Annotated in this window: 23 protein-coding genes; 19 read left to right on the top strand and 4 right to left on the bottom strand. The window is 74.7% G+C overall.

The features are described 5' to 3' along the window. Positions 1-62 precede the first annotated feature (62 nt). The 4 genes from ACLQ2W_RS12780 to ACLQ2W_RS12765 form a co-directional block, all read right to left on the bottom strand. Positions 63-1265 (bottom strand): low temperature requirement protein A, encoded by a 1203-nt coding sequence (locus tag ACLQ2W_RS12780; RefSeq protein WP_425786560.1) that lies wholly within the window; start codon positions 1263-1265, stop codon positions 63-65. A 283-nt stretch (positions 1266-1548) separates the two neighbouring features. Next, the gene (locus ACLQ2W_RS12775; RefSeq protein ID WP_425786559.1) at positions 1549-2682 is read right to left on the bottom strand and encodes a helix-hairpin-helix domain-containing protein; all 1134 of its coding nucleotides are present in this window, start codon (positions 2680-2682) and stop codon (positions 1549-1551) included. Between the two features lie 218 nt (positions 2683-2900). Further along, positions 2901-3248: a TcmI family type II polyketide cyclase gene (locus ACLQ2W_RS12770; RefSeq protein WP_357297193.1), complete on the bottom strand. Its 348-nt coding sequence runs from the start codon at positions 3246-3248 to the stop codon at positions 2901-2903. A gap of 96 nt (positions 3249-3344) precedes the next feature. Then, on the bottom strand, positions 3345-4184 hold the full coding sequence (locus tag ACLQ2W_RS12765) for an AfsR/SARP family transcriptional regulator (RefSeq protein WP_425786558.1): 840 nt from the start codon (positions 4182-4184) through the stop codon (positions 3345-3347). A gap of 434 nt (positions 4185-4618) precedes the next feature. Between ACLQ2W_RS12765 and ACLQ2W_RS12760 the strand changes: the two genes are divergently transcribed. The 19 genes from ACLQ2W_RS12760 to ACLQ2W_RS12670 all read left to right on the top strand — a co-directional run. Continuing rightward, entirely contained in the window at positions 4619-4948 is a 330-nt protein-coding gene (locus ACLQ2W_RS12760; protein WP_425786557.1) for a TcmI family type II polyketide cyclase, read from the top strand. After that, positions 4945-6678 (top strand): acetyl-CoA carboxylase carboxyltransferase subunit alpha, encoded by a 1734-nt coding sequence (locus ACLQ2W_RS12755; RefSeq protein ID WP_425786556.1) that lies wholly within the window; start codon positions 4945-4947, stop codon positions 6676-6678. Before ACLQ2W_RS12760 ends, ACLQ2W_RS12755 begins: the two co-directional genes overlap by 4 nt. Beyond that, the gene (accB, locus tag ACLQ2W_RS12750) at positions 6678-7157 is read left to right on the top strand and encodes an acetyl-CoA carboxylase biotin carboxyl carrier protein (RefSeq protein WP_425786555.1); all 480 of its coding nucleotides are present in this window, start codon (positions 6678-6680) and stop codon (positions 7155-7157) included. Before ACLQ2W_RS12755 ends, accB begins: the two co-directional genes overlap by 1 nt. Beyond that, positions 7157-8638, top strand: coding sequence for an acetyl-CoA carboxylase biotin carboxylase subunit (locus tag ACLQ2W_RS12745; RefSeq protein ID WP_425786554.1), 1482 nt, complete (start codon positions 7157-7159; stop codon positions 8636-8638). Before accB ends, ACLQ2W_RS12745 begins: the two co-directional genes overlap by 1 nt. Continuing rightward, positions 8635-9342: an SRPBCC family protein gene (locus tag ACLQ2W_RS12740; protein ID WP_425786553.1), complete on the top strand. Its 708-nt coding sequence runs from the start codon at positions 8635-8637 to the stop codon at positions 9340-9342. Before ACLQ2W_RS12745 ends, ACLQ2W_RS12740 begins: the two co-directional genes overlap by 4 nt. Further along, entirely contained in the window at positions 9339-9749 is a 411-nt protein-coding gene (locus ACLQ2W_RS12735; protein ID WP_107160343.1) for a cupin domain-containing protein, read from the top strand. Before ACLQ2W_RS12740 ends, ACLQ2W_RS12735 begins: the two co-directional genes overlap by 4 nt. Beyond that, on the top strand, positions 9746-11017 hold the full coding sequence (locus ACLQ2W_RS12730; RefSeq protein ID WP_425786552.1) for a beta-ketoacyl-[acyl-carrier-protein] synthase family protein: 1272 nt from the start codon (positions 9746-9748) through the stop codon (positions 11015-11017). The genes ACLQ2W_RS12735 and ACLQ2W_RS12730 overlap by 4 nt, the downstream gene beginning before the upstream one ends. Positions 11018-11072: 55 nt before the next feature. Further along, positions 11073-12320, top strand: a complete 1248-nt coding sequence (locus tag ACLQ2W_RS12725) for a beta-ketoacyl synthase N-terminal-like domain-containing protein (protein ID WP_425786551.1) — start codon at positions 11073-11075, stop codon at positions 12318-12320. 283 nt (positions 12321-12603) lie between these two features. Then, complete coding sequence (locus tag ACLQ2W_RS12720; protein WP_425786550.1) at positions 12604-13950, top strand: class I adenylate-forming enzyme family protein; 1347 nt, start codon at positions 12604-12606, stop codon at positions 13948-13950. 206 nt (positions 13951-14156) lie between these two features. Further along, a complete protein-coding gene (locus tag ACLQ2W_RS12715) occupies positions 14157-14420 on the top strand; it encodes an acyl carrier protein (protein ID WP_107160335.1) in 264 nt (87 codons plus the stop codon). Continuing rightward, positions 14420-14665 (top strand): hypothetical protein, encoded by a 246-nt coding sequence (locus ACLQ2W_RS12710; RefSeq protein ID WP_107160333.1) that lies wholly within the window; start codon positions 14420-14422, stop codon positions 14663-14665. The genes ACLQ2W_RS12715 and ACLQ2W_RS12710 overlap by 1 nt, the downstream gene beginning before the upstream one ends. After that, the gene (locus ACLQ2W_RS12705) at positions 14658-15830 is read left to right on the top strand and encodes a beta-ketoacyl-[acyl-carrier-protein] synthase family protein (RefSeq protein ID WP_425786549.1); all 1173 of its coding nucleotides are present in this window, start codon (positions 14658-14660) and stop codon (positions 15828-15830) included. Before ACLQ2W_RS12710 ends, ACLQ2W_RS12705 begins: the two co-directional genes overlap by 8 nt. A gap of 104 nt (positions 15831-15934) precedes the next feature. Then, a complete protein-coding gene (locus tag ACLQ2W_RS12700) occupies positions 15935-16426 on the top strand; it encodes a beta-ketoacyl synthase chain length factor (protein ID WP_425786548.1) in 492 nt (163 codons plus the stop codon). Next, on the top strand, positions 16423-18042 hold the full coding sequence (locus tag ACLQ2W_RS12695; protein WP_425786547.1) for a class I adenylate-forming enzyme family protein: 1620 nt from the start codon (positions 16423-16425) through the stop codon (positions 18040-18042). The genes ACLQ2W_RS12700 and ACLQ2W_RS12695 overlap by 4 nt, the downstream gene beginning before the upstream one ends. Next, positions 18039-19280: a beta-ketoacyl-[acyl-carrier-protein] synthase family protein gene (locus tag ACLQ2W_RS12690; RefSeq protein WP_425786546.1), complete on the top strand. Its 1242-nt coding sequence runs from the start codon at positions 18039-18041 to the stop codon at positions 19278-19280. The genes ACLQ2W_RS12695 and ACLQ2W_RS12690 overlap by 4 nt, the downstream gene beginning before the upstream one ends. 64 nt (positions 19281-19344) lie before the next feature. Beyond that, a complete protein-coding gene (gene hppD / locus ACLQ2W_RS12685; protein ID WP_396774985.1) occupies positions 19345-20442 on the top strand; it encodes a 4-hydroxyphenylpyruvate dioxygenase in 1098 nt (365 codons plus the stop codon). A gap of 53 nt (positions 20443-20495) precedes the next feature. Beyond that, entirely contained in the window at positions 20496-21419 is a 924-nt protein-coding gene (locus tag ACLQ2W_RS12680) for a phytanoyl-CoA dioxygenase family protein (RefSeq protein ID WP_425786960.1), read from the top strand. Between the two features lie 3 nt (positions 21420-21422). Then, positions 21423-22220 carry a DUF3050 domain-containing protein gene (locus tag ACLQ2W_RS12675; protein WP_281941737.1) on the top strand — a complete coding sequence of 266 codons (798 nt, stop codon included), beginning with the start codon at positions 21423-21425 and terminating at the stop codon, positions 22218-22220. Further along, a partial coding sequence (locus ACLQ2W_RS12670) for a thiamine pyrophosphate-dependent enzyme (RefSeq protein ID WP_425786545.1) occupies positions 22217-22667 on the top strand: 451 nt, incomplete at its 3' end. The genes ACLQ2W_RS12675 and ACLQ2W_RS12670, both read left to right, overlap by 4 nt.

Raw genomic sequence — 22667 nt, 5'->3', positions numbered from 1 at the left:
GGGTGATCCGCCAAACGGCGTGTCGGCCCCGGTACGGCCGATTCCGATTACCGGCCGGGAACTCAGTGCGGCGGCACCGGCTCCTCCGGCGGACGGCCCCGGCTGCGCCGGTGGTCGGCCACGGCCACCCCGGCCAGCACCAGCATGGCACCGACGGCGGCGTACACCGGCGCGAGGAACAGCAGTGCCGGCGCGATGCAGAGCAGCGTCAGGACACCACCGGGGCGGGACAGCGACACCCGGCTGAACACCTCGTACTCGAAGGCGGCCCGACCGGTCAGGAACAGCGCCGGGCCGCCGAGGATGACCGCCAACCAGGCCGGCGGCGTACGTCCGGTCGGCTCCAGGAGCACCAGGTCGAAGCCGGCCGCGGTGGTCACCACCCCGGCCACCATCAACAGATGGGTGTACGGGGCGGTGGTGAGGAACCGGCTCGGCTGGCTCGACCGGGCGATGGCCTCCGGCAGCAGCTCACCGGAGCGGTGCACGTAGACGCGCCAGAGCAGCAGCGTGGTGACGAACGCGGTGGCGAACGCCGCGATGTTCTCCACCTCGGAGTGGTGCAGGCTGAACACGGTGCCGGAGACCAGCACCGCGTCGCCCAACGCGATGATGAAGAACTGCTGGTAGCGCTCGGAGAGGTGCTCGGCGGTCACGTTGCGCTGGTCGTCCGGCACGGCGCCCAGACCGGGCACCGGATAGGCCAGCCGGAACCCGAGGTAGTCGACCGCCAGCGCCGAGGCCCAGAACCAGGTCCGGGCGGTACCGTGCGCCGCGACCGCGCCGATCAGCCAGGGCACCGCCGACACCCCGAACCAGACGAGGATCCGGATGGCCCGGCGGCGGGTCTGCGGGTGCCGGCGGACCGCCGGCATGAGGAACAGGCCACGTCCGAGATGGATCGCCACGTACGTGCCGGCGAAGACCAGCCCCCGGGCGCCGAACGCCTCCGGAATGGCGGTGGTCATCAGCAGCGCGCCGAACATCACGGCCACCACCAGCAGCTTGATCTCCGCGCGCTGCGGATCGTAGAGGTCGGTGACCAGGGTGGTGATCGCCCACGTCCACCAGATCGCCATCAACATGATCAGCGACTCGGCGGCCCGCTCCCAGCCGACGCCGCCGATCAGGTACCGCGAGATCAGCGCGAGCGCCACCACGTAGACCAGATCGAAGAAGAGCTCCAACAGCGTCACCCGGCGGGGCGCCTCGGGATCGCGGACCGGCGGTGGCCGGTCGGCGGGCTCCGGCGTCCGGGTGGGCACGAGTTGCTCCTGCGGTGGCGGGCTCGGCGTCGGCCGTCCCGCCCCTGCACAGACCGTAGCGAGACGCCGTGGCCGTCCGTCGGATTTCCGGCATTCCGCCAGGACCCGCCCGCTCCGCCGGCGTGCGTCGGCCCGGCGGGGAGGTGGCGATCGGGCCGCCGGTCCGGGGCGGTCGCCCTGGTCCGGCGGTGCCGGCCCGGGCCCCGGCCGCCGGCGCCGCGGTGAGCACACACGTCGGGCCGGTGGCGACGATCGGTCACCACCGGCCCGGAACGGGTACGGACTACTCGGCGCTGGCCGGCAGCACCTTGTCGGCCTCGGCGCGGGCACCGGCCAGCACCTTTGCCTGCTGGGGCCAGGTCGCCAGGCCGGGGGCGGAGCGCAGACCGGCGGCCTTCACGGTCTCGCGCAGCGCGGCCTCGTCCAGTTCGGCGAGCTGGCGGTAGGTGCGGATGCCGGCGTCCTGGAGGGCGGCGGCCAGCTTCGGCCCGATGCCCTGGATGCGGCGGAAGTCGTCCGGCGCCTCGGTGTCGGCGTGCGGGGGCGCGTCGTTCTCGACCGAGGCCCGGGGCATCGGCACGACCGGCGTGACCGCGGGCTCGTTCGCGGGCTCCGGCTCGGCTGCGGCGATGACGGGCGCGGCGGCGACGGGCGCGGGCTCGGGCGCGGGCGCGGGCTCGGGCTCGGCGACGGGCGTGGGAGAAGCGGCTACGTGATCCAGCTCCGGCCCGGTCGCGACAGGCTCGGTCTCGGTGGCGGCGGTCTCGGTGGCGACGGTCTCAGTGGCGGCGGGCGTCGGCTCGGTGAGTGCCGAAGCGGTTCCGGCCGGCTCCGGCGTCGCCTCGCGGCGGGCCGGTTCGGTGGCGTCGGACGGCGTCACCGTCAGCGGCTCGTCGGCCGTCGTCGCCGGCTCCGTCGAGTCGGCCCGCAGCGAGTCGGAGGCGACCGAGTCGGAGGACACCGAGTCGGAAGAGACCGAGTCGGAAGAGACCGAGTCGGCCCGCAGCGAGTCGGAGGTCACCGAGTCGGAAGAGACCGAGTCGGAAGAGACGGAGGCGGCGGGCGTCGAGGCGGTCACCGGCTCGTCGGCGGTACCGGCGGTGACCACGACCGGCTCGGGCTCGCCGGTCGCGCCGTCGGCGGAGGCGTCGGCGGCGGCGGCGCGGGTGGCGGGAGCGTCCGTGTCGGCCGGGGCGGGCCGGTCGGTCACCGCGGCGGGGACCGGCGTCTCGTCGACCACGGCGGCCGGCTGCGGTTCGTCGACGGTGGCGGTCACCGTGGCCGGGCCGGCGGAACCGTCCACGGTGGGCGTGGCGGTGCCGGTGCCGGCCCGGCGGCCGCTCACCACCCAGCCGACGGCAAGTCCGATGAGCAGGGCCAGGATCACGAGCAGCCACTGCCCGAAGCTCGACGGCATGGCCAACCTCCTTGTATGTACGTGCACGACGGTCGCGAGAAAGCTCGGGGCAGCTTTGCACACGTGCGCGCGGCACGACAGGCAGGTCGGCGCTGGGGTGCCGACGGTGGGACCGATCCTGCCGGCGGGTGGCCGGAGGATGACCGTGGGTGCGGGAGGCACCCCGGGACCTGGTGCCGTGCGCGGTCCCGGGGTGCCTCGTCCGTGGCCCGGTCCGGTCAGCGGATCCGGTCGGGCATGGGGGCGTCGGCGGTGTCCCAGCTGTAGAAGCAACCGGCCACGGCGTCGCGGGGCGAGTGCCAGGTCGGCAGGTACGGCGAGGTGTGCGCGGAGAGCCGTTCGTTGACGCGCTGGTAGAGCGGGTGTTCGCGCAGGTCGGCGGTCGGGTCCGGGGCGACGTCGACGGTCTCCATCAGATGGACGCACAGGTCGTGGAGGTAGTACAGCGACCGGTGCCGGATCCCGGTGAGCCGGGGCAGCTCGGTCGCGTCGGACTCGGCGAAGATCTGGGCCACCCGGCCCTGCGATCCGGGCACGATCCGGCTGACCACCAACAGTCGACTCATCGCAGACCCCTTCCGCCGCGCTGCTGCCGCGTCGACCACCGGCCGGACGGCGGCGGTCGCGGGTCCCACGTTGCCGGGGCGGGTGTCACCTCGCCGTCACGGCGTACCCCTGGGCATTGATGGGGGTGGCGACGTCGCGCCGCGCGGGTGCGGCGCCGGGCCGCGCGGCGCGGCGTTGGCGGGCCGACCGGCGGGCCGCTGCGGCGGATCCGGCCGGCTGGCCCGGCGGATCGGGGCGAGCGTGTCGTCGAGCAGCGCCGTCATGGCCGGGGAGGGTTCCAGGCGCAGCTCGCGCAGGAGCAGGTCCCGGTAGACGTAGAACGCGTGCACGGCCTCGAACGCGTTGCCCTCGGCCAGGTGGATGCGGACGACCAGGCGGTGCGGGGTCTCGCGCAGCGGCTCGGCGGCCATCGCCTCCAGCGCCGCCTCGAGCGCCTCGCCGTGCCGGCCGGCGGCGAGGTGGTTGCCGGCGAGTTCCTCCAGCATGTGCAGGCGTAGCTGGCGCAGCCGTTCGCGTTCCAGCAGCACCCAGTCGTCGTACCAGCCGGGGAGCAGGTCGTGCCGGCCGGTGCCGGCGGCGCCGCGGGGCGTCATGCCGTCGCGGACCCGGGCGGCGGCCTCGACCAGCTCGTCCACGTCGAGGTGGACGGTGGCGCCGAGGCGGACCGTGTCACCGTCGGTGCGCAGCGGGCAGCACGGGTCCTGGCGGAGGCGCCACAGCGCGGTACGCAGCGACGAGAGCGCCCGCTCCTCGGGGTTCTCGGGCCAGAGCAGTCCGGCGAGGTGGCTACGGGTCGCGGCCGGCCGCAGCCCGATCAGGGCGATGACCCGTTGCAGGCCGCGGGGCACCACCACCGGCACGCCGTCGTGCAGCAGTTCGAAACCGCCGAGCAGGTGCAACGCCACGCGGGGGGCGGGATCGCCTGCCGTCGGCATCCTCGATCCACCGGACACGGCGCACCCCCCAGCACCGGAACCTGAGTCCCGACTGTCCTGTCTGCCCGGATCTTTCCGCCCGCGACGCCGTTGTCGGAACGCCTTCGCCGCGGTCGCCGGACGTGTGCCGTGGCCGGGTCGACCAGAACGGAGAATATCAACGTCTGTTACTCTGAGTCAACGGCCGATGACTTCGTTGACCCTCCGTAACGTATTCGTAAGTGGCCCGTGATCTGCGAATAAGTGTCGTCAATGGACGGGTGCCAGTTGATCTTCGCATAGCTGATGCACAGGTTGCGTCAACGCAGCGTCACCATTTTTGCGGTCCGATCGAACCCGGTTGACGCCCGGTTGACGGCCCGGGCGGCACCGTGGGCCATCCGTGCGGCGTGACCGGTCCGCCGCGCACCGGGACCCACCAGGGGAGGCCGCGAATGGACCGCTCGCTCATCGTCGCGAAGGTGGTGCCCACCGCCGAGGACCGGGTCGCCGAGATCTTCGCCGAGTCCGACGCGACCGACCTGCCCGGCCTGGTCGGCGTGCGGCACCGGTCCCTCTACCGGCTGCACGACCTCTACGTGCACCTGCTGGAGACGGAGACGCCGGCGCACAGCGCGGTGGAGGACGCCCGCGGACATCCCGAGTTCGTCCGGATCAGCGAGCGGCTGCGGCCGTACATCTCGCCGTACCTGCCGACCTGGCGTTCGCCGCGCGACGCCATGGCGCACTGCTTCTACCGGTACGACGCCGGGCGGCGGCCGTGACCACCACCGCGCCCCGCGACGAGCAGCTCTGGTCCCGCTGCGACGGCTGCGCCTCGCTGCTCTACCGCAAGCGGCTACGCCGCAACCTGGACGTCTGCCCGGAGTGTGGCACGCACACGCGGCTGGACGCCCCGGACCGGGTGGCGCAGCTCGTCGACCCGGACTCGTTCGTCCCGCTGCCGGACCGGGCGGTCCGGGTCGATCCGATCGACTTCGTCGACGCGCTGCCGTACCCGCACCGGCTCGGCGCGGCCCGCGCCAGCACCGGCCTGGACGAGGCCGTGCTCTGCGGCACCGCGCGGCTGGGCGGGCATCCGGTGGCGCTGGCCGTGATGGACTTCCGCTTCCTCGGCGGCAGCCTCGGCTGCGCGGTCGGTGAGCTGATCACCCGGACCGCCGAGCGGGCGCTGGCCGACGGCGTCCCGCTGGTGCTGGTCACCGCGTCCGGCGGGGCGCGGATGCAGGAGGGCGCGCTGTCGCTGATGCAGATGGCCACCGTCAGCCAGGCCCTCGCCGGGCTGCGCGAGGCGGGCCTGCTGACGGTCAGCGTGGTCACCGATCCCACGTACGGCGGGGTGGCCGCGTCGTTCGCCACCAACACCGACGTGGTGCTCGCGGAGAGCGGCGCCCGGCTGGGCTTCGCCGGCCCCCGGGTGATCCGCCAGGTCACCGGCGCCGCGCTGCCCGAGGGTTTCCAGACCGCGGAGTACCTGCTCCGGCACGGACAGGTCGACATGGTGGTGCCCCGGCACGCGCTGCGGGGGCGGCTGGCCGCGTTGCTCGCCGCCGCCGGGGCCGCCCGCCGACCCACCCCGCCGGCACCGCGACCGGCCGCCGCCGGGGCACCCGCCGTCGCCCGGCCGGCCCGTGACCCCTGGGAAACGGTACGCACCGCCCGGCACCCCGGCCGGCCGACCACGCTCGACTACCTGGAGACCGCGTTCGACGGCTTCGTCGAGTTGCACGGCGACCGGTTGGGCGCGGACTGCCCGGCGGTCGTCGGCGGCGTCGCCCGGCTCGACGGCCGGCCGGTGATGGTGATCGGCCACCAGAAGGGACACACCACCGCCGAGCTGGTGGCCCGGAACTTCGGCATGGCCAGCCCGGCCGGGCACCGCAAGGCGCTGCGGCTGATGCGCCTCGCGGCCCGGCTGCGGCTGCCCGTGGTGACGCTCGTGGACACGCCCGGCGCGGATCCGGGGGTGGCCGCCGAGCAGCAGGGTCAGGCCGCGGCGATCGCGGAGAACATCCTCGCGCTGAGCGTGCTGCCCACCCCGGTCGTCGCGGTGGTCACCGGTGAGGGCGGCAGCGGCGGCGCGCTGGCCCTCGCCGTCGCCGACCGGGTGCTCATGCTGGAGCACGCCGTCTACTCGGTGATCAGCCCCGAGGGCTGCGCCGCGATCCTCTGGCCGGACAGCGCCGCCGCCCCGCAGGCCGCCCGGGCGCTGCGGCTCACCGGCGCCGACCTGTGCCGGCTCGGCGTGGTCGACGAACTGGTGCCGGAGCCGTACCCGGCCGCGCACGGCGACCCGGCGGGCGCGGCCGAGCTGTTGCGCCGGGCGGTCGCGGCGAACCTGGCCCCGCTGCTCACGGTGCCGCCGGCCACGCTGGTGCGCCGCCGCCGGCAGCGGTTCCGCCGCTTCGGCGCGGCGCGATCCGTGGACCCGTCGGCCCGCGCCACGGCGCCGCCGCGTCGCGCCGCCGTGGACGACCGGCCGGAGGTGGCGTGATGGCGGACGCCGGGGCCGAGCAGGTGCTGGACGGGCTGCGCCGGCAGGCCCGCAAACTCGTCGACGACCTGGCCGGGCCGGTCCGCCGGGTACGGCTGCGCAGCGGCGACGCGGCGCTGGAGGTGGAGTGGCACGACCCGGTGCCGCCGACGCCGCGTACCGGCGGGGAACCGGGCGGTGAGCCGGTGTCGCGGCCCGTCGCGCAGGTGACGCCCGATGCCGACCGGACGACCGTGCGGGCACCCGTGGTGGGCACGTTCTACCGCGCCCCCGAGCCCGGCGCGATGCCGTTCGTCGCGGTCGGCGACCTGGTCCGGCCGGGTCAGGTGATCGGCATCGTGGAGGCGATGAAGCTGATGAACGAGGTGACCGCCGGTCAGGCCGGCCGGGTGGTCGAGGTACTGGTCGAGGACGGTAAGCCGGTCGAGTACGATCAGCCGCTGATCGCCCTGGACCCGGTGACCGGACAGGACACCTGATGTTCGACAAGGTGCTGATCGCCAACCGCGGCGAGATCGCGCTACGGGTGCTGCGGGCCTGCCGGGAACTGGGCGTCCGCACGGTGGTGGCGCACTCCAGCGCGGACGCCGACTCGCTGCCGGTGCGGCTGGCCGACGAGGCGGTCCGGATCGGGCCGGCGGCCAGCCGCCGCAGCTACCTCAACGCCGCGGCGATCGTCGAGGCAGCCCGGCAGACCGGCGCGCAGGCCGTCCACCCCGGTTACGGCTTCCTCTCCGAGGACGCCGACTTCGCCGAGATCTGCGCGGAGAACGGGCTGGTCTTCGTCGGTCCGCCGCCGCAGGTGATGGCCGCGCTGGCGGACAAGTCCACCGCCCGCGCGCTGATGAGCCGGGCCGGCCTGCCGCTGCCGCCGGGCAGCGTGCGGACGCTGCCGACCGTCGCCGAGGCGCAGGCGGTGGCCGCCGAGGTCGGCTACCCGGTGATCGTGAAGGCCGCGGCCGGCGGCGGCGGACGCGGCATGACCGTGGTGCGCTCCGCCGCCGAGCTGCCCCGGGCGTACGCCCGCACCCGGGCCGCCGCGCAGGTCGCCTTCGGCGACGACCGGGTGTACGTCGAGCGCTACCTCGCCGACGCCCGCCACGTCGAGGTGCAGGTGCTCTGCGACAACCACGGCAACGGCGTGCACCTGGGCACCCGGGACTGCTCGGTGCAGCGCCGGCACCAGAAGCTCATCGAGGAGGCGCCGGCGCCCGCGCTGCGACCGGCCACCCTGGACACGCTCGCCGAGGTCGCGCTGCGCGGCGCGCTGTCGGTCGGCTTCACCGGCGTCGGCACCGTCGAGTTCCTGGTGGACGACGCGGAACGCGCGCACTTCCTGGAGATCAACTGCCGGATCCAGGTGGAGCACCCGGTCACCGAGATGGTCACCGGCGTCGACCTGGTGCAGGAGCAGTTGCACGTGGCCGCCGGCACGCCGCTGCGGCTGCGGCAGTCCGACGTCCACCTGCGCGGGGTGTCGATCGAGTGCCGGGTCAACGTGGAGGACCCGGACCGCGACTTCGCGCCCGCCCCCGGCCGGCTGGAGCGGTTCCGCCCGCCCGGCGGCCCGTTCACCCGGGTCGACACGCACGGATACGCCGGCTACCTGGTCAGCCCGCACTACGACTCGCTGCTGGCCAAGGTGGCGGTCTGGGCGCCGGACCGGGCCGCCGCGCTGGACCGGCTCGACCGCGCGCTGGCCGAGTTCGACGTGGCCGGACCCGGCGTGCGGACCACCATCCCGTTCGCCCGGCGGGTGCTGCGCGACCCGGCGTTCCGGGCCGCCCGGCACACCACCGCGCTGGTCGAGCGCCTGCTCGCCCCGGGCGACGCCGGCACCGACGTCGACCACGCCGCGCGGGCCGCCGTGCCCGACCCGCGCGCCGGAACCGACCCGACCGGCCGTACCCCCGTACCCGCCGTGCCCGCCACCGGCCCGACCACCTGGAGGAACCCATGACCGTCGCCCCCGACCGACCGCTCGCCAGCGAGATCACCGACATCCTGGTGACGCACTGCGGCCTGGACCCCGACGCCGCCGCCACCACCCCGGCGGCGAGCCTGGAGGAACTGGGCATGGACTCGCTGGCGCTGCTCGAACTCGCCGCGGTGGTGGCCGACCGGTGGCGGGTGAAGATCCCCGAGCAGGCCGGCGAACTCAGCATCGCCGGCGTCGCCGACCTGGTGGCCCGCCGCGCGGACCCGCCGGGGCACACCGAGAACGCGGTGGACATCCTCGCGCCGCTGCCGCTGGTCTGGGACGTCACCAACGACGTGGCCCGGTGGACCGAGCTGTTCACCGAGTACGCGGTGGCCGAGATCCTGCACCGCGACGGCGACACGGTCCGCTTCCGGCTCACCATGCACCCGGACGAGAACGGCGTGGCGTGGAGCTGGGTCAGCGAACGCACCGCCGACCCGGCCACCCGCGAGGTGCACGCCCGGCGGGTGGAGACCGGTCCGTTCGAGTACATGCGCATCCACTGGCGCTACGAGGAGATTCCCGGCGGCACCCGGATGACCTGGACGCAGGACTTCGCCATGAAGCCCACCGCGCCGGTCGACAACGCCGGCATGACCGCGCGGATCAACACCAACAGCGCGATCCAGCTCGCCGTGATCAAGGACAGGATCGAGCGGGCGTACGCGGGAGGCGCGCGATGACCGACACCACCACCGCCCGGGTCTCCGTCCACGACGTCCCCGCCGACCGGCGGCGCGGCGGCGAGCTGCGGGTGCTGCTCGGCCCGAAGACCGTCGGCAGCACCTCCGGGTTCATGGGGGTGGCCGCGCTCGCGCCGGGGGAGCGGATCGCCGAGCACTACCACCCGTACAGCGAGGAGTTCCTCTACGTGGCGCGCGGCGCGATCACCGTCGACCTGGACGACCAGCCGGTCCCGGTGGCCGCCGGGGAAGCGCTCTACGTGCCGAAGGACGTCCGGCACCGGCTGCGCAACACCGGCGACGAGCCGGCCGAGGTGGTCTTCCACCTCGGTCCGCTCGCGCCCCGCCCGGAACTCGGGCACGTCGACACCGAGAGCGCCGCCCCACCGCCACGGGAGCCGTCGTGACCGGCCGGCGCACCGTGGTCACCGGCGTCGGCGTGGTGGCCCCCGGCGGCGCCACCCGGGACCGGTTCTGGAAGACCATCACCGAGGGGCGGACGGCCACCCGGCGGATCAGCTTCTTCGACCCGTCGCCGTTCCGGTCGCAGATCGCCGCCGAGTGCGACTTCGACCCCGACGCGGCCGGCATCACGCTCGCCGAGCGGCAACGCGCCGACCGGTACGTGCAGTTCGCGCTCGCCTGCTCCGCCGAGGCGCTCGCGGACAGCGGGCTGACGCTCACCGACGCCGCGCGGGAGCGGGCCGGCGTGGTGCTCGGCACCGCCGTCGGCGGGACCATGGCGCTGGAGCAGGAGTACGTCCGGGTCAGCGACTCCGGCCGGCACTGGCTGGTCGACCACGCGCTCGGCGGGCCGTACCTCTACCAGGCGCTGGTACCCAGCAGCCTGGCCGCGGACGTGGCCTGCCGGCACGGCCTGCACGGCCCGGCCCAGGTGGTCTCCACCGGCTGCACCTCCGGCATCGACGCGATCGGGTACGCCCACCAGCTCGTCGCCGACGGCGAGGCCGACATCGTGCTGGCCGGCGCCGCCGACTCGCCGATCTCCCCGGTCACCGTGGCCTCGTTCGACGCGATCGGCGCGACCAGCCCGGACAACGACGACCCGGAGCACGCGTCCCGGCCGTTCGACGCCGACCGGCACGGCTTCGTGCTGGCCGAGGGCGCGGCCGTGCTGGTGCTGGAGGAGGCCGAACACGCCCGCCGCCGGGGCGCGCACGTCTACTGCGAGGTGGCCGGCTACGCCAGCCGCAGCAACGGCTTCCACATGACCGGCCTGCGCCCGGACGGCGCGGAGATGGCGGTCGCCATCACCGACGCGCTGCGTCAGGCCCGGCTCGCCCCGTCGGCCGTGTCGTACGTCAGCGCGCACGGCTCCGGCACCCGGCAGAACGACAGGCACGAGACCGCCGCGTTCAAGCGGGCGCTCGGCCCGGCCGCGTACCGGGTGCCGATCAGCTCGATCAAGTCGATGGTGGGGCACTCGCTCGGCGCGATCGGCTCGATCGAGATGGCCGCCTGCGCCATGGCCATCGAGTACGGCGTCGTCCCGCCCACCGCCAACTGGACCACCCGCGACCCCGAGTGCGACCTGGACTACGTGCCGAACGAGGCCCGCGAGGTGCCGGTGGACGTGGCGCTCTCGGTGGGCAGCGGGTTCGGCGGTTTCCAGTCCGCGATGGTGTTCCGCCGGCTCGCCGTGGCGGCATCGTGAGCGCGAGGAGTGAGCCGGTGTTGCGAGCCCCGCAGTCGCGAACAAGGACGGCACCATGACGGCCCGGGCGGTGGTGACCGGCATCGGCGTGGTCGCGCCCAGCGGGGTCGGCGCGGACGCGCACTGGGCCACCGTGCTCGCCGGCACCCGGCGTACCGGCCCGATCACGCTGTTCGACCCGGCCGGCTATCCGACCCGGGTGGCCGGCGAGGTGGCCGACTTCGACCCGGCCGGGTTCGTCGGGACCCGGGCGCGGGTGCAGACCGACAGGTGGACGCACCTCGGGTTCGCCGCGACCGGGCTGGCGCTGGCCGACGCCGGGCTGCCGGAGGTCTCGCCCGACCCGTACCGCTGGGCGGTGACGCTGGCCAGCTCGTCCGGCGGCAACCTGTTCGGGCAGCGGGAGCTGCAACGGCTCTGGGGCGGGTCGAACCGCACCGTCGGGGCGTACCAGTCGATCGCCTGGTTCTACGCCGCGAGCGTGGGACAACTGTCCATCCGTCACCAGTTCAAGGGGCCGTCCGGCGTCACCGTCTCCGAGTCGGCCGGTGGGCTGGACAGCCTGGCGCACGCGGTACGCACCGTCCGGCGCGGCACGCCGGTGGTGATCGCCGGCGCGACCGAGTGCCCGCTGAGCCCGTACGCGCTGGCCTGCCAGCTCCGTTCCGGCCTGCTCAGCGACGTCGCCGACCCGGCGCGCGCGTACCGGCCGTTCGACGCCGCGGCGAGCGGGTACGTGCCGGCCGAGGGTGGTGCGGTGTTCGTGGTGGAGGAACTGGGGCACGCGCTGGAGCGGGGCGCCCGGATCTACGGGGAGATCACCGGCTGGGCGGCCACCCACGACGCCACCCCCACCGACGTGGCGGCCGGCCCCGACCCGACCCACTACGCCCGTGCGCTGCGGCTGGCCCTGGAGCGGGCCGCGGTCCGGCCGCACGACGTGGACGTGATCTGGCCGGACGCGCTCGGGGTGCCGGCGTACGACCGGGCCGAGGCGAGCGCGCTGCGTGCCGTGTTCGGCGACCGGACCCCGCCGGTGACCACGCAGAAGCCGCTGACCGGCCGGGCCCACCAGGGCGGGTCGGCGTTGGACGCGGCCACCGCGTTGCTGGCGTTCTCCCGTGGTGTGCTGCCCGCCTCGGCCGGGCCGGACGAGCCCGCGCCCGGGTGCGAGCTGACGTACCTGCGGGAGCCGCGCCGGCCGCGCAGCCGGATCGCGCTGGTCGGGGCCCGCGGCTTCGACGGGTTCAACAGCGCGCTGGTGCTGCGCGGCGCCGCGCCGCCGCCCACCGTCGACCGCTGACCCGCCCTCCCCGGGGCACCGGTGGTCGCGCACGGCGACGCGGCCGGCGGGCCACTGTGCCGGCGTGCGCCCGATCCTGCCTGTCCGATCGAGCCTGAGCAATCCACCCAGCCGCTGTTTTGGATCTAGCCATTTGCATCTGGTGATGCCGAGAAGGCCCTCGTAGTGTTCCGGGCAGCGAACGCGAAGGGCATTCTTCTCGGGCGGGTTCCCCGCCCATTTTCAGGCTGGGCGGTGGCGGGTCGTGACCGGGGCGCAAGATGCCGTATCGACGGCGGGCTGGGTGGACGACATCCTGCTCGCCGGGCGCGACAGCGACGTCTGTCTCCGCCTGCCCGACCCGGTCGACCGGGGCACGTTGCGCCGGCTGGTCGGCGAGGCACAGGCCCGGCTGACCGGGGCCGGGCTGCGCGCCGGCGGCGCGGCGGCGCTGCGCCTGCCCCCGTCGCTGGCGTACGTGGCGCACCTGCTGGCCACCTGGCGCACCGGCGCCCAGGCGGTGCTGCTCGACCACCGGCTCACCGACCACGAGGTCGACCGGGCGCTGCGCCGGCTCACCCCGCAGGTGGTGGTCGCGCCGGTGCGCTCCGGCGGCGGCGCGCTGCGCGTCTTCGTCGACGTCGACGCCGGCGTCACCGCGTACTCCGACCGTCCGGCCGGCAGCCCGCACGCGGTCATCCAGCTCAGCTCCGGCTCGACCGGCCCGTCCAAGGTGATCGGCCGCACCGCCGCCGACCTGGTCGCCGAGGTGCGTCGTTACACCGAGATCGACGGGGTGGCGCGGCCCGGCGAGCGCATCATCCTGCTGCCCAGCATGGTGCACGTGCTCGGCCTGGTCGGCGGCCTGCTCTACGGCCTGCACGCCGGCGTCGAGCTGTGCCCGCCGGAACGGCTCAGCGGCGACGCCGTGCTCGCCGCGATCGCCGCCCAGGACACCCCGGCCACCGTGCTCGGCGTGCCGTTCCACATCGGGCTGCTCGCCTCCACCGTGCCCTCCGGCCCGCTGCCCCAGTTCGCGCGCATGACCACCGGCGGTGAGCTGGTGCCCGCCGCGGTGGCCCGGGCCTTCACCGACCGCTACGGCGTCCCGCTGGGCAACATGTACGGGATGACCGAGGTCGGCGTCATCGGCACCGACCTGTACGGACGGAACCGTCCCGCCATCGCGCCGGCCCCGGGCATCCAGGTCCGGGAGCAGGACGGCGAGCTGTGGGTGAGCTGCCCGGCGAACCCGTACGTCGGGCTCGCCGACCCGACCCGCTGGGCCGACGGCTGGCTGCACACCCGCGACGCCGGCGTGGTCGACCCGGAGACCGGGCTGGTGACGATCCGGGGCCGGCTCGACTCGCAGGTGTCGGTGGGTGGCCTGAAGGTCGACCTGACCGAGGTGGAGGCCACCGTCGCCGGCCTGCCCGGGGTGACCGCCGCGGTGGTGGTCTGGGACGACGGGATCAGCGCCTACGTGCAGACCGACGGCGCGACGACCGAGGAGACGCTGGACCACCTGATCGCCGAGCGGCTGGCCGGCTTCAAACGGCCCCGCACGCTGCACCTGCTCGACCAGTTGCCCCGCACCACCACCGGCAAGCTGGTCCGCTCCGCCCCGGCGCTGCGGGACGCGGTCACGTGACCGGCCCGCTGCGCGAGCACCTCCGGGCGTCCGCCGGCCGCCCGGCCCACCCCGATCCCCGCCCCGGACCGGCCGGCGCGCCACCCGTGCGCCGGAGCAACCGCCGCGTCAGCTCCCGCTCGACGCCGGCGGACCGGCCGGCCCATCCGGACACGGTGTCCCGACCGGGCACCGGAAACTGGTTACCCCGAAATGAGGTTCCACCCATGCGCGACGAGGTCCGCACCTTCGTCATCGACCAGCTCGCCGACATGAACTACGACGTCGAGGACCTCGACGACGGCACCACCCTCGGCCCCTCCGGCGTCGACCTGGAGTCGCTGGCGCTGGCCGACCTCGCCGTCCGGGTCGAGGACCGGTACGGGTTGAAGTTCGCCGACGACGAGTCGGAGAAGCTGGCCCTGATGACGGTCGGCGAGTTCACCACCATGGTCGCCGACCGGGCGGCTGCGAACAGCGACAACTCCTGATGTCCGGTCAGCCCGACCTGGGGCGAGCTGACCTGGTGCAGATGCTCGCCGAACTGACCGCGAAGCCCACCGACCAGGTCCCGGACCGGCTCGGCTCGATGGAACTGGCCTGGCTGGTGCACCTCGTCGAGCAGCGGTTCGACCGCCGGCTCGACCTGACCGACGACCAGGTCGCCGGCGTCCGCACCGTCGACGACGCGTTGACCGTGTTCCGCGCCTCGCTGACCGCTCCCGCAGATGGCTGAGCGGGACCCCGTACGGATCGTCGGCATGTACGCGGTCAGCGCCCTCGGCCGGGGCGCCGACGCGCTGCTGTCCGGGGTGCTCACCGGCGCCCCGGCGTTCCGCCCGGTGCGCCGCTTCGACACCACCGGCCGACGCGTCACCGTGGCGGCCACGCTGCCGGACGTCGGCACGCTCGCCGACGAGCTGGCCGACGCGATCGACCGCGCCGGCCGGGCCGCCGGGCTGGACCCGGCCGACCGGGCGGGCACGGCGCTGTTCCTGGCCACCCACGGCGGGCCGCACTCGCTGCCCGTACCCGAGCGGCCGGCGGAACCGTCGGACGTGCCGGGCGCGGCGGACGGCGGGCGGCTCGGGCCGCCGGTGCCGGCGCTCGCCGGTCACCTGGCCGACCGCTGCGGCCTCGGCGGACCCACCCGGGTCTACACCAGCGCCTGCGTCTCGGCGAGCACCGCGGTCGCCGACGCCGCCGCGCTGATCCGGCGCGGCGACCTGGAGCGGGTCGTGGTCGCGGCCGGCTACCTGGTCGAACCCGACCAGTACGCGCTCTTCGACGCCGGCCGGGCGCTCGCCGCCGACGGGGCGGTACGCCCGTTCAGCGCCGGCCGGAAAGGCCTGCTGCTCGGTGACGGGGTGGCCGCGGTGGTGCTGGAGTCGGCCGACGTCGCCGCCCGACGGGGCGCGCCGACGCTGGCCACGGTGGCCGGTTGGGGCCGCGCCGGGGACGCCTACCACGCCTGCCAGCCGCACCCGGGCGGGCTCGGGCTGGCCCGGGCGGTCGAGTCGGCGCTGCGCCGTGCCGGGCTGCCCCCGGCCGAGGTCGGCTACGTCAACGCCAACGCCACCGGCACCCCGTTCAGCGACGCCTCGGAGGCGGCGGCGCTGGTCCGGGTCTTCGGCGACCTGGCCGCCGGGCTGCCGGTGAGCGCCACCAAGTCGGTGCACGGGCACGCGTTGGAGGCGTCCGGGCTGCTCGAACTGGTGGTCACCGTGCTGGCGCTGGGGCACGGCAAGCTGCCGCCCACCGCCGGCTGGCTGGCCCCGGACCCGGACTGCCCGCTCGACGTCATCCGCGACGCCCCCCGACCCGCCCCGACCCCGTACGCGCTGACCCTCAACGCCGCCTTCGGCGGCGCCAACACCGCGCTCCTGGTGGGTGCCCCGTGACCGCGCCGACCCACCCCACCCCGCGATCTTGCACTTCCCGCCCCGACAAGACGGGCACAACGCCCGGCCAGGGGGCACCAACTGCAAGATCAACGAGGTGGGGGGTGCTGGCCGAGGCGCGCTGGCCGGAGGACGGGGACGGGGCGCCGCCGGGGGTGCCGGGGTTCGTGTTCTCGGGGTTCCATCCGCTGGTGGTGGCCGTCGCCGAGCGGTGCCTCACCCGGCGGTACGGGGCCGGGCCGTTGCCGGCCGGCAACCGGACGGCGGTGGTGCTAACCAGCGCCGGCGGCGACGCGGCCGGGGCGGCGCACGTGCGGGAGACGGTGGCCGGCGGCGGGCGGGTCGGCCCGCTGTTCTTCTTCCAGTCGGTGCCGAACAGCGTGGCCGGGCACGTGGCGGCGCGCTGGGGACTGGACGGGCCGGTGGTGTGCCTGAGCCCGACCGGGGACCCCCGGGCCGAGGGCGAGGCCGAGGTGGACCTGCTGTGCCACGACGGCGACGCCGCGCAGGCGTTGCTGATCCTGATCGAACCGGCACCGGACGGAGCGCCGGGCGAGGCGACCGCGGTGCTGCTGGGGGAGGAGACACGTCAATGAGGACGAAAGGTCTACGCGGCGCGCTTGCCGCCGACACCGAACTGGGCGCGGGCAACGTGCTCGCCCGGGTGCTGGCCCACGGCGCCGACCCGGACGGGCCGGGGCTCACCTTCGACACCGCTGTCGACGACCACCCGGCCGAGACCCCGCTGACCCTGGGCGAACTCGACCGGATGGTCACCGCCCGGGCGGCCTGGCTGCACGAACGCGGCGTGCAGCCGCGCGATCCGGTCGCGGTCTGGGCCGGCACCGCCGCCGACATGGTGCTGTCGTTCCTGGCGCTGACCCGACTCGGCGCCATCCCGGCGCTGATGAACGGCCGGCTGCGCCCGGAGATCGCCGCCGAGTACATTCGCCGGTTGCGCGCCGCCGGCGTGCTCGCCGACGCCGACCACGCCGCCGCGCTGGCCGGGCACGACCTGGGCGCCCCGCTGCTCGGTGAGCCGGCGCACGCCGGTGCCGGCGATCCGGCCGCCGCGCCCGCGCACTACCGGCACCACCCCGACGACCCGATCGTCATCACGCACACCTCCGGCACCACCGGCGTGCCGAAGGCGGTGCTGCACTCGCACGCCAGCCTCTTCGCCGCCACCCGGCACCTGCTGTCCATGCCGCAGGCGCAGGGCACCACCCGGATCCTCAACGCGCTGCCCGCCCCGCACACCGCCACCGTGCTCATGGTCAACCAGGCATTGGGCAACCGCGCCCAGATGTACCTGCTCTCCGAGCAGGGCGGCGAACGGGTGCTCGACGCGATCCAGCGGTGGCGGCCGGACGGCGTCTTCGGCTTCTCGATGACCTGGGCCGAACTGGCCCGCTTCGACCTGTCCGGCTACGACCTGGACTCGGTGCGGCTGTGGTTCAACACCGGCGACTGCTCGCACGAGCCGCACGTGCGCCGGCTGGTCGCGGTCGGCTCGCGGGACGTGGTGACCCGCGCCGGGGTGACCCGGGTGCCCGGCTCGGTGTTCATCGACGGGTTGGGCTCCAGCGAGATGGGGCACTCGATGTTCCACATCACGCACACCGTGGACACCGACCGCTACGGCCGCTGCGTCGGCCGCCCGTACCGGTTCGCGCGGGTGGCCGTGCTCGACGCCGACGGCAACGAGCTGCCGGCCGGGCAGGTCGGCTGGCTGGGCATCGACTCGCCGTCGCTGTTCCGGGGCTACTGGAACGACTCGATCACCACCTACCGGTTCCGGCTGCGCGGCTGGTACCTCACCGGCGACCTGGTGTACGCCGACGACGACGGCCGCTACTACCACCTGGACCGGGCGGTCGACTCGGTCGAGGTGGCGGGCGGGAAGCGGTTCTTCACCGCGCTGTCCGAGGAGCGGATCCTCGCCGCCTGCGCCGACGTCACCGACTGCACCGTGGTGATCGTCAAGGAGGCCGACGGCACGGTCACCACCGACGTGCTGCTGGAGCTGGCGGCCGGCGCCGACCCGGCCCAGGACCGCACCGCCGCGATCCGCGCGGCGCTCGGCCCGGACGTGGCCGCCACGCTGCGCCGGGTGGTGCCGGTACGCGCCGAGGACATCCCGGTCACCGTGACCGGCAAGGTCCGCAAGGTGGCGCTGCGCGAGCGCTACCTGACCGAGGCGCCGTCATGACCGCCGTGATCACCGGCATGGGGCTGTTCACGCCGGCCGGTCGCGGCGTCGCGGAGACGTTCGACGCGCTGCTCAACGGCCGCTCCGGCCTGTGCCGGCCCCCCGAGGGACACCCCGCGCGGGACAGCCTCGAGGTGGCCGGGGTGCTGCCCGACATCGACCCGCGCAGCGTCGCCTCCGGGCCGGAGACGAAGGTGCTCGACCGGGTCGTGCTGCTCGCCCTGCTCACCGCCGCCGAGGCGCTCGCCGACGCCGGCATCGAGGTGGGGCGCGACGTCGACCCGGAGCGGATCGCGGTGATCGTCGGCGGCGTCGGCGGGATGGCCACGCTGGAACGTCAGGTCGTGGCCCGGGCCGAACGCGGCCGGGCGGCGGTCAGCCCGTACCTGCTCACCGGCATCCTGCCGAACATGCCGTCGGCCCGGATCGCCATCGCGCACGGCATCCGCGGCTACAGCTCGTCGGTGGGCACGGCCTGCGCCTCCGGCGCCCAGGCCGTCGCCGACGGGGTACGCCTGATCCGCGCCGACGAGGCCGACGTGGTGGTCTGCGGGGCGAGCGAGGCGCCGCTGTTCGGCACGTTCGCCGACACGTTCGGCAACGCCCGGGCACTGGCGCGGGGCTGGGACGAGCCCACCGAGGCGAGCCGCCCGTTCGACAAGCGGCGCAACGGCTTCGTGCTCGCCGAGGGCGCGGCGCTGCTGGTGCTGGAGCGGGCCGGGCACGCCGCCGCCCGGGGCGTCACCGGGTACGCCGAGGTCGCCGGCTACGGCACCAACACCGACGCGTACCACCCGACCGCGCCGCGGCCGGACGGCGCCGGAGCGGCCGCGTGCATGCGCCGGGCGCTCGCCGCCGGCGGGATCGGGCCGGCGGACGTCGGCTACGTCAACGCGCACGGCACCGGCACCAAACTGGGCGACATCGCCGAGACGACCGCGCTGGCCGACGTGTTCGGCGTCGGCGGCGTGCCGGTCAGCTCCACCAAGGCGCTCACCGGGCACCTGCTCGGCGCGTCCGGCGTGCTGGAGGCCGCGGCCACCGCGCTGGCGCTGCGGCGCGGCCTGCTCCCGCCCACCTACCACCTGGACGACCCGGACCCGGAGTGCGAGGCGGACCACGTCCGCGCCGTGCCCCGGCCCACCCGGACCGACCACGCGCTGTCGAACTCGTTCGGGTTCGGCGGCCAGAACGTCAGCCTGCTGCTGCGCCGGGTCGCCACCCCGGCCGCGGCCTGACCGGAGACTCCATTCCCGGGCGACGAGCCCGGGTCGCCACCACGGGGGGAACAGGGGGAAGCCCATGCACATCAACGGCATAGACCATCTGGAGCTTTACGTGGGGGACGCCCGGCAGGCGGCCTTCTACTTCGACACCGCGGTCGGGTTCCGGCTGCACGGCCAGGGCGGACCGGAGACCGGGCTGGCCGGGCAGCGGTCCCTGCTGCTGGCCCAGGCCGGCATCCGGCTGCTGCTGACCACCGGCCTGTCCGCGGAACACCCGGCCGCCACCTACGTGCACCGGCACGGCGACGGCATCGCCGTGGTCGCGCTCGCGGTCGACGACGCCGCCGGGGCGTACGCGGAGCTGGTGGCCCGCGGCGCGACCGGGGTGACGCCGCCGCGCGCCTACACCGGCGCGGACGCCGAGGTGGTGATCGCCGAGGTCGGCGGCTTCGGCGACGTGCTGCACCGGCTCGTGGAGCGGCGCGGGGACCGGAGCGTGTTCCTGCCCGGCGCGATCGAGCCGGTCGCCGCGCCGGACGGCGACGCGCTGCTGGCCGAGGTCGACCACCTGGCGGTCTGCGTGCCGCCCGGGCAGCTCGACGAGACGGTGGCCCACTACGAGAAGGTGTTCGGCTTCGCGCACATCTTCACCGAGCACGTCGAGGTCGGCGGGCAGGCGATGAACTCCAAGGTGGTGCAGAGCCCGTCCGGGCAGGTCACCCTGGTGTTGCTGGAGCCGGACACGGGCGCCCGACCCGGGCAGATCGAGGACTTCCTGCGCTGGCACGCCGGCGCCGGCGTGCAGCACCTGGGGCTGCGCACCGACGACATCGTCGCCACCGTCGGCGCGCTCGCCGGCCGGGGAGTGCGCTTCGCCCGCACGCCCGGCGCCTACTACGACGACCTGGAACAGCGGGTCGGCCGGCTGGACGCGCCGGTGGACCGGCTGCGTGAGCTGAGCATCCTGGTCGACTCCGACCACGACGGCCAGCTCCTGCAGATCTTCACCGAGTCGATGCACGTGCGTCGCACGCTCTTCCTGGAGGTCATCGAGCGGCGCGGGGCGCGCACCTTCGGCAGCGGCAACATCAAGGCGCTCTACGAGGCGAAGGAACGTGAACTGGCCGCGGCGGGGGCGACCCCCGTCGTCGCGGCCGGAGGGGTGACGGCATGAGTGAACGCACCGAGCGAAGCGAGGGCCGTGAGGCCATGCCCGGCCGGTCCGGCATGACCACCATCGATCCCGGGCTGACCGCCGAGGAGGAGGCGCTGCTGCCCTCCGACGACGACGTCCGGCACTACGTCGAGCACGGCTGGTACCTGTCGAAGAAGCTGTTCACCGACGACGAGGTGGACGAACTCGTGGCGGCGACCGACGGCTACTACGCCGGGGAACGTGACCGGCGGCTGCCGGTACGCCCGCCGAAGCTGGCCTACTGGGAGCCGTCGCGCGGCGACGTGCAGCGGCACAACGACTACGTCCACCACGAGCACGACGGGATCGCCCGCATCCTGCGCAAGCCGCTGATCGGGGCGGTCGCGGCCCGGCTGGCCCGGGCCACCGAGATCCGGATCTTCCAGTCCACGCTGATCTGGAAGCCGCCGATCGCCGGCGAGCCGTCCAACATCGTGCCCTGGCACTTCGACAAGCACTACTGGGCGTCCTCGTCGTCGGAGGAGATGCTCACCGCGTTCATCCCGTTCCACGACTGCGGCGTGGAGATGGGCACCATCACCATGGTCGACGGTTCGCACCGGTGGCGGGAGATCGGCGCGGACGACACGGTGGTGCGGCACTTCGCCGACCGGGACCGCAGCCAGTTGGAGGAGATGCTGGCCGAGAACGCGGCGTACAACCACGCCGAGATCCGCAAGATCCCCATGGTGATCCCCAAGGGGCACATGAGCTTCCACCACTGCCGTACCTACCACGGCAGCGGTGCGAACGTCAGCGGTCGCCCCCGGCGGGCGATCTCGCTGCACCTGCAGGACGGCGAGAACGCCTGGCGGGAGTATCCGCTCTCCGACGGCACGCTCGCCGCGTACAACCACGACGTGCTGGTCCGCCGCACCCACGAGGGCCGGCCGGACTACGCGGACCCCGATTACTGCCCGGTCATCTGGCGCGATCGCGCCCAGCAGGGAGGCTGACAAATGTCACGGTACGACTGGGGTAAGACGCACCCGGGCATCGAGCGGCTGGAGCGGGCGGTGACCGAACGCCGCGACGTGGTGGTCAACCACCCGCTCTACGCCAACCTGGACACCCACGAGGCGCTGGTGACGTTCATGGAGCACCACGTCTTCGCGGTCTGGGACTTCATGTCGCTGCTGAAGTCGTTGCAGCGCCAGCTCACCTGCGTCACGGTCCCGTGGATCCCGACCGGCCCGACCGGCAGCCGCCGCCTGATCAACGACATCGTCATGGTCGAGGAGAGCGACGAGCTGGGTGAGGGCTACATCAGCCACTTCGAGCTCTACGTGCGCGGCATGACCGAGGCCGGCGCGGACACCACCCCCGTCGACAAGCTGGTCGACCTGCTGCGCGCCGGCCGGCCGGTCACCGAGTCGTTCGGCGAGGCCGGGGTGCCGGCGCCGTCGGCGGCGTTCGCGGGCACCACCTGGCGGATCATCGAGACCACCCCGGTGCACTGCCAGGCGGCGGCGTTCGCGTTCGGCCGGGAGGACCTCATCCCGGAGATGTTCACCCAGGTCGTCGCCGTCAACGAGCGCAGCAACCGGCTGAACACGTTCGTCGACTACCTGGAGCGGCACATCGAGGTCGACGGCGAGCAGCACACCCCGATGGCCATGCAGATGCTCGCCGACCTGTGCGGCGACGACGACACCAAGTGGCAGGAGTGCGCGGACACGGTGAACGACGCGCTGGCCGCCCGGGCCCGGCTCTGGGACGACATCCTCGCCGCGATCAAGGAGGGCCGTCCGGCGTGACCGGCCCCGACCCGGCCGCGCTCTACCGGACGGTCCGGCTGATCCGCCGCTTCGAGGAGCGCGCGATCGAGCTGGTCGACGCCGGGGAGATCGTCGGCGGCATCCACCCGTACCTGGGTCAGGAGGGGATCGCCGCCGGGGTCTGCGCGGCGCTGACCGCCGGTGACCTGGTGACCGGCACCCACCGCGGGCACGGGCACGTGCTGGCCAAGGGCGCCGACCCGGCCCGGATGCTTGCCGAACTGTGCGGCCGGGTCACCGGGCTCAACCGGGGCCGCGGCGGGTCGATGCACGCCGCCGACTTCGGCGTCGGCGTGCTCGGCGCCAATGCCATCGTCGGGGCCGCCGGCGCGATCCTCACCGGCGCGGTGTGGGAGCGCCGGCGGCGCGGGGGCCCCCGGGGCCGGGCGCCCATCCGTTGCGCGCCCGCGCGTCCACGGGGGGGCG

The sequence above is a fragment of the Micromonospora sp. DT227 genome (assembly GCF_049841835.1).
Classification (GTDB): domain Bacteria; phylum Actinomycetota; class Actinomycetes; order Mycobacteriales; family Micromonosporaceae; genus Micromonospora.
This window is presented reverse-complemented; position numbering and strand designations above follow the sequence as displayed.

What these genes read in the sequence shown, in the direction of transcription:
- ACLQ2W_RS12675 (WP_281941737.1), top strand. Translation starts at nt 21,423, where the DNA reads ATGTCACGGTACGACTGGGGTAAGACGCACCCGGGCATCGAGCGGCTG.
- ACLQ2W_RS12705 (WP_425786549.1), top strand. Translation starts at nt 14,658, where the DNA reads ATGGCTGAGCGGGACCCCGTACGGATCGTCGGCATGTACGCGGTCAGC.
- ACLQ2W_RS12715 (WP_107160335.1), top strand. Translation starts at nt 14,157, where the DNA reads ATGCGCGACGAGGTCCGCACCTTCGTCATCGACCAGCTCGCCGACATG.
- ACLQ2W_RS12770 (WP_357297193.1), bottom strand. Translation starts at nt 3,248, where the DNA reads ATGAGTCGACTGTTGGTGGTCAGCCGGATCGTGCCCGGATCGCAGGGC.
- ACLQ2W_RS12695 (WP_425786547.1), top strand. Translation starts at nt 16,423, where the DNA reads ATGAGGACGAAAGGTCTACGCGGCGCGCTTGCCGCCGACACCGAACTG.
- ACLQ2W_RS12775 (WP_425786559.1), bottom strand. Translation starts at nt 2,682, where the DNA reads ATGCCGTCGAGCTTCGGGCAGTGGCTGCTCGTGATCCTGGCCCTGCTC.
- ACLQ2W_RS12725 (WP_425786551.1), top strand. Translation starts at nt 11,073, where the DNA reads ATGACGGCCCGGGCGGTGGTGACCGGCATCGGCGTGGTCGCGCCCAGC.
- ACLQ2W_RS12745 (WP_425786554.1), top strand. Translation starts at nt 7,157, where the DNA reads ATGTTCGACAAGGTGCTGATCGCCAACCGCGGCGAGATCGCGCTACGG.
- hppD (WP_396774985.1), top strand. Translation starts at nt 19,345, where the DNA reads ATGCACATCAACGGCATAGACCATCTGGAGCTTTACGTGGGGGACGCC.
- ACLQ2W_RS12680 (WP_425786960.1), top strand. Translation starts at nt 20,496, where the DNA reads ATGACCACCATCGATCCCGGGCTGACCGCCGAGGAGGAGGCGCTGCTG.
- ACLQ2W_RS12690 (WP_425786546.1), top strand. Translation starts at nt 18,039, where the DNA reads ATGACCGCCGTGATCACCGGCATGGGGCTGTTCACGCCGGCCGGTCGC.
- ACLQ2W_RS12740 (WP_425786553.1), top strand. Translation starts at nt 8,635, where the DNA reads ATGACCGTCGCCCCCGACCGACCGCTCGCCAGCGAGATCACCGACATC.
- accB (WP_425786555.1), top strand. Translation starts at nt 6,678, where the DNA reads ATGGCGGACGCCGGGGCCGAGCAGGTGCTGGACGGGCTGCGCCGGCAG.
- ACLQ2W_RS12735 (WP_107160343.1), top strand. Translation starts at nt 9,339, where the DNA reads ATGACCGACACCACCACCGCCCGGGTCTCCGTCCACGACGTCCCCGCC.
- ACLQ2W_RS12710 (WP_107160333.1), top strand. Translation starts at nt 14,420, where the DNA reads ATGTCCGGTCAGCCCGACCTGGGGCGAGCTGACCTGGTGCAGATGCTC.
- ACLQ2W_RS12760 (WP_425786557.1), top strand. Translation starts at nt 4,619, where the DNA reads ATGGACCGCTCGCTCATCGTCGCGAAGGTGGTGCCCACCGCCGAGGAC.
- ACLQ2W_RS12765 (WP_425786558.1), bottom strand. Translation starts at nt 4,184, where the DNA reads ATGCCGACGGCAGGCGATCCCGCCCCCCGCGTGGCGTTGCACCTGCTC.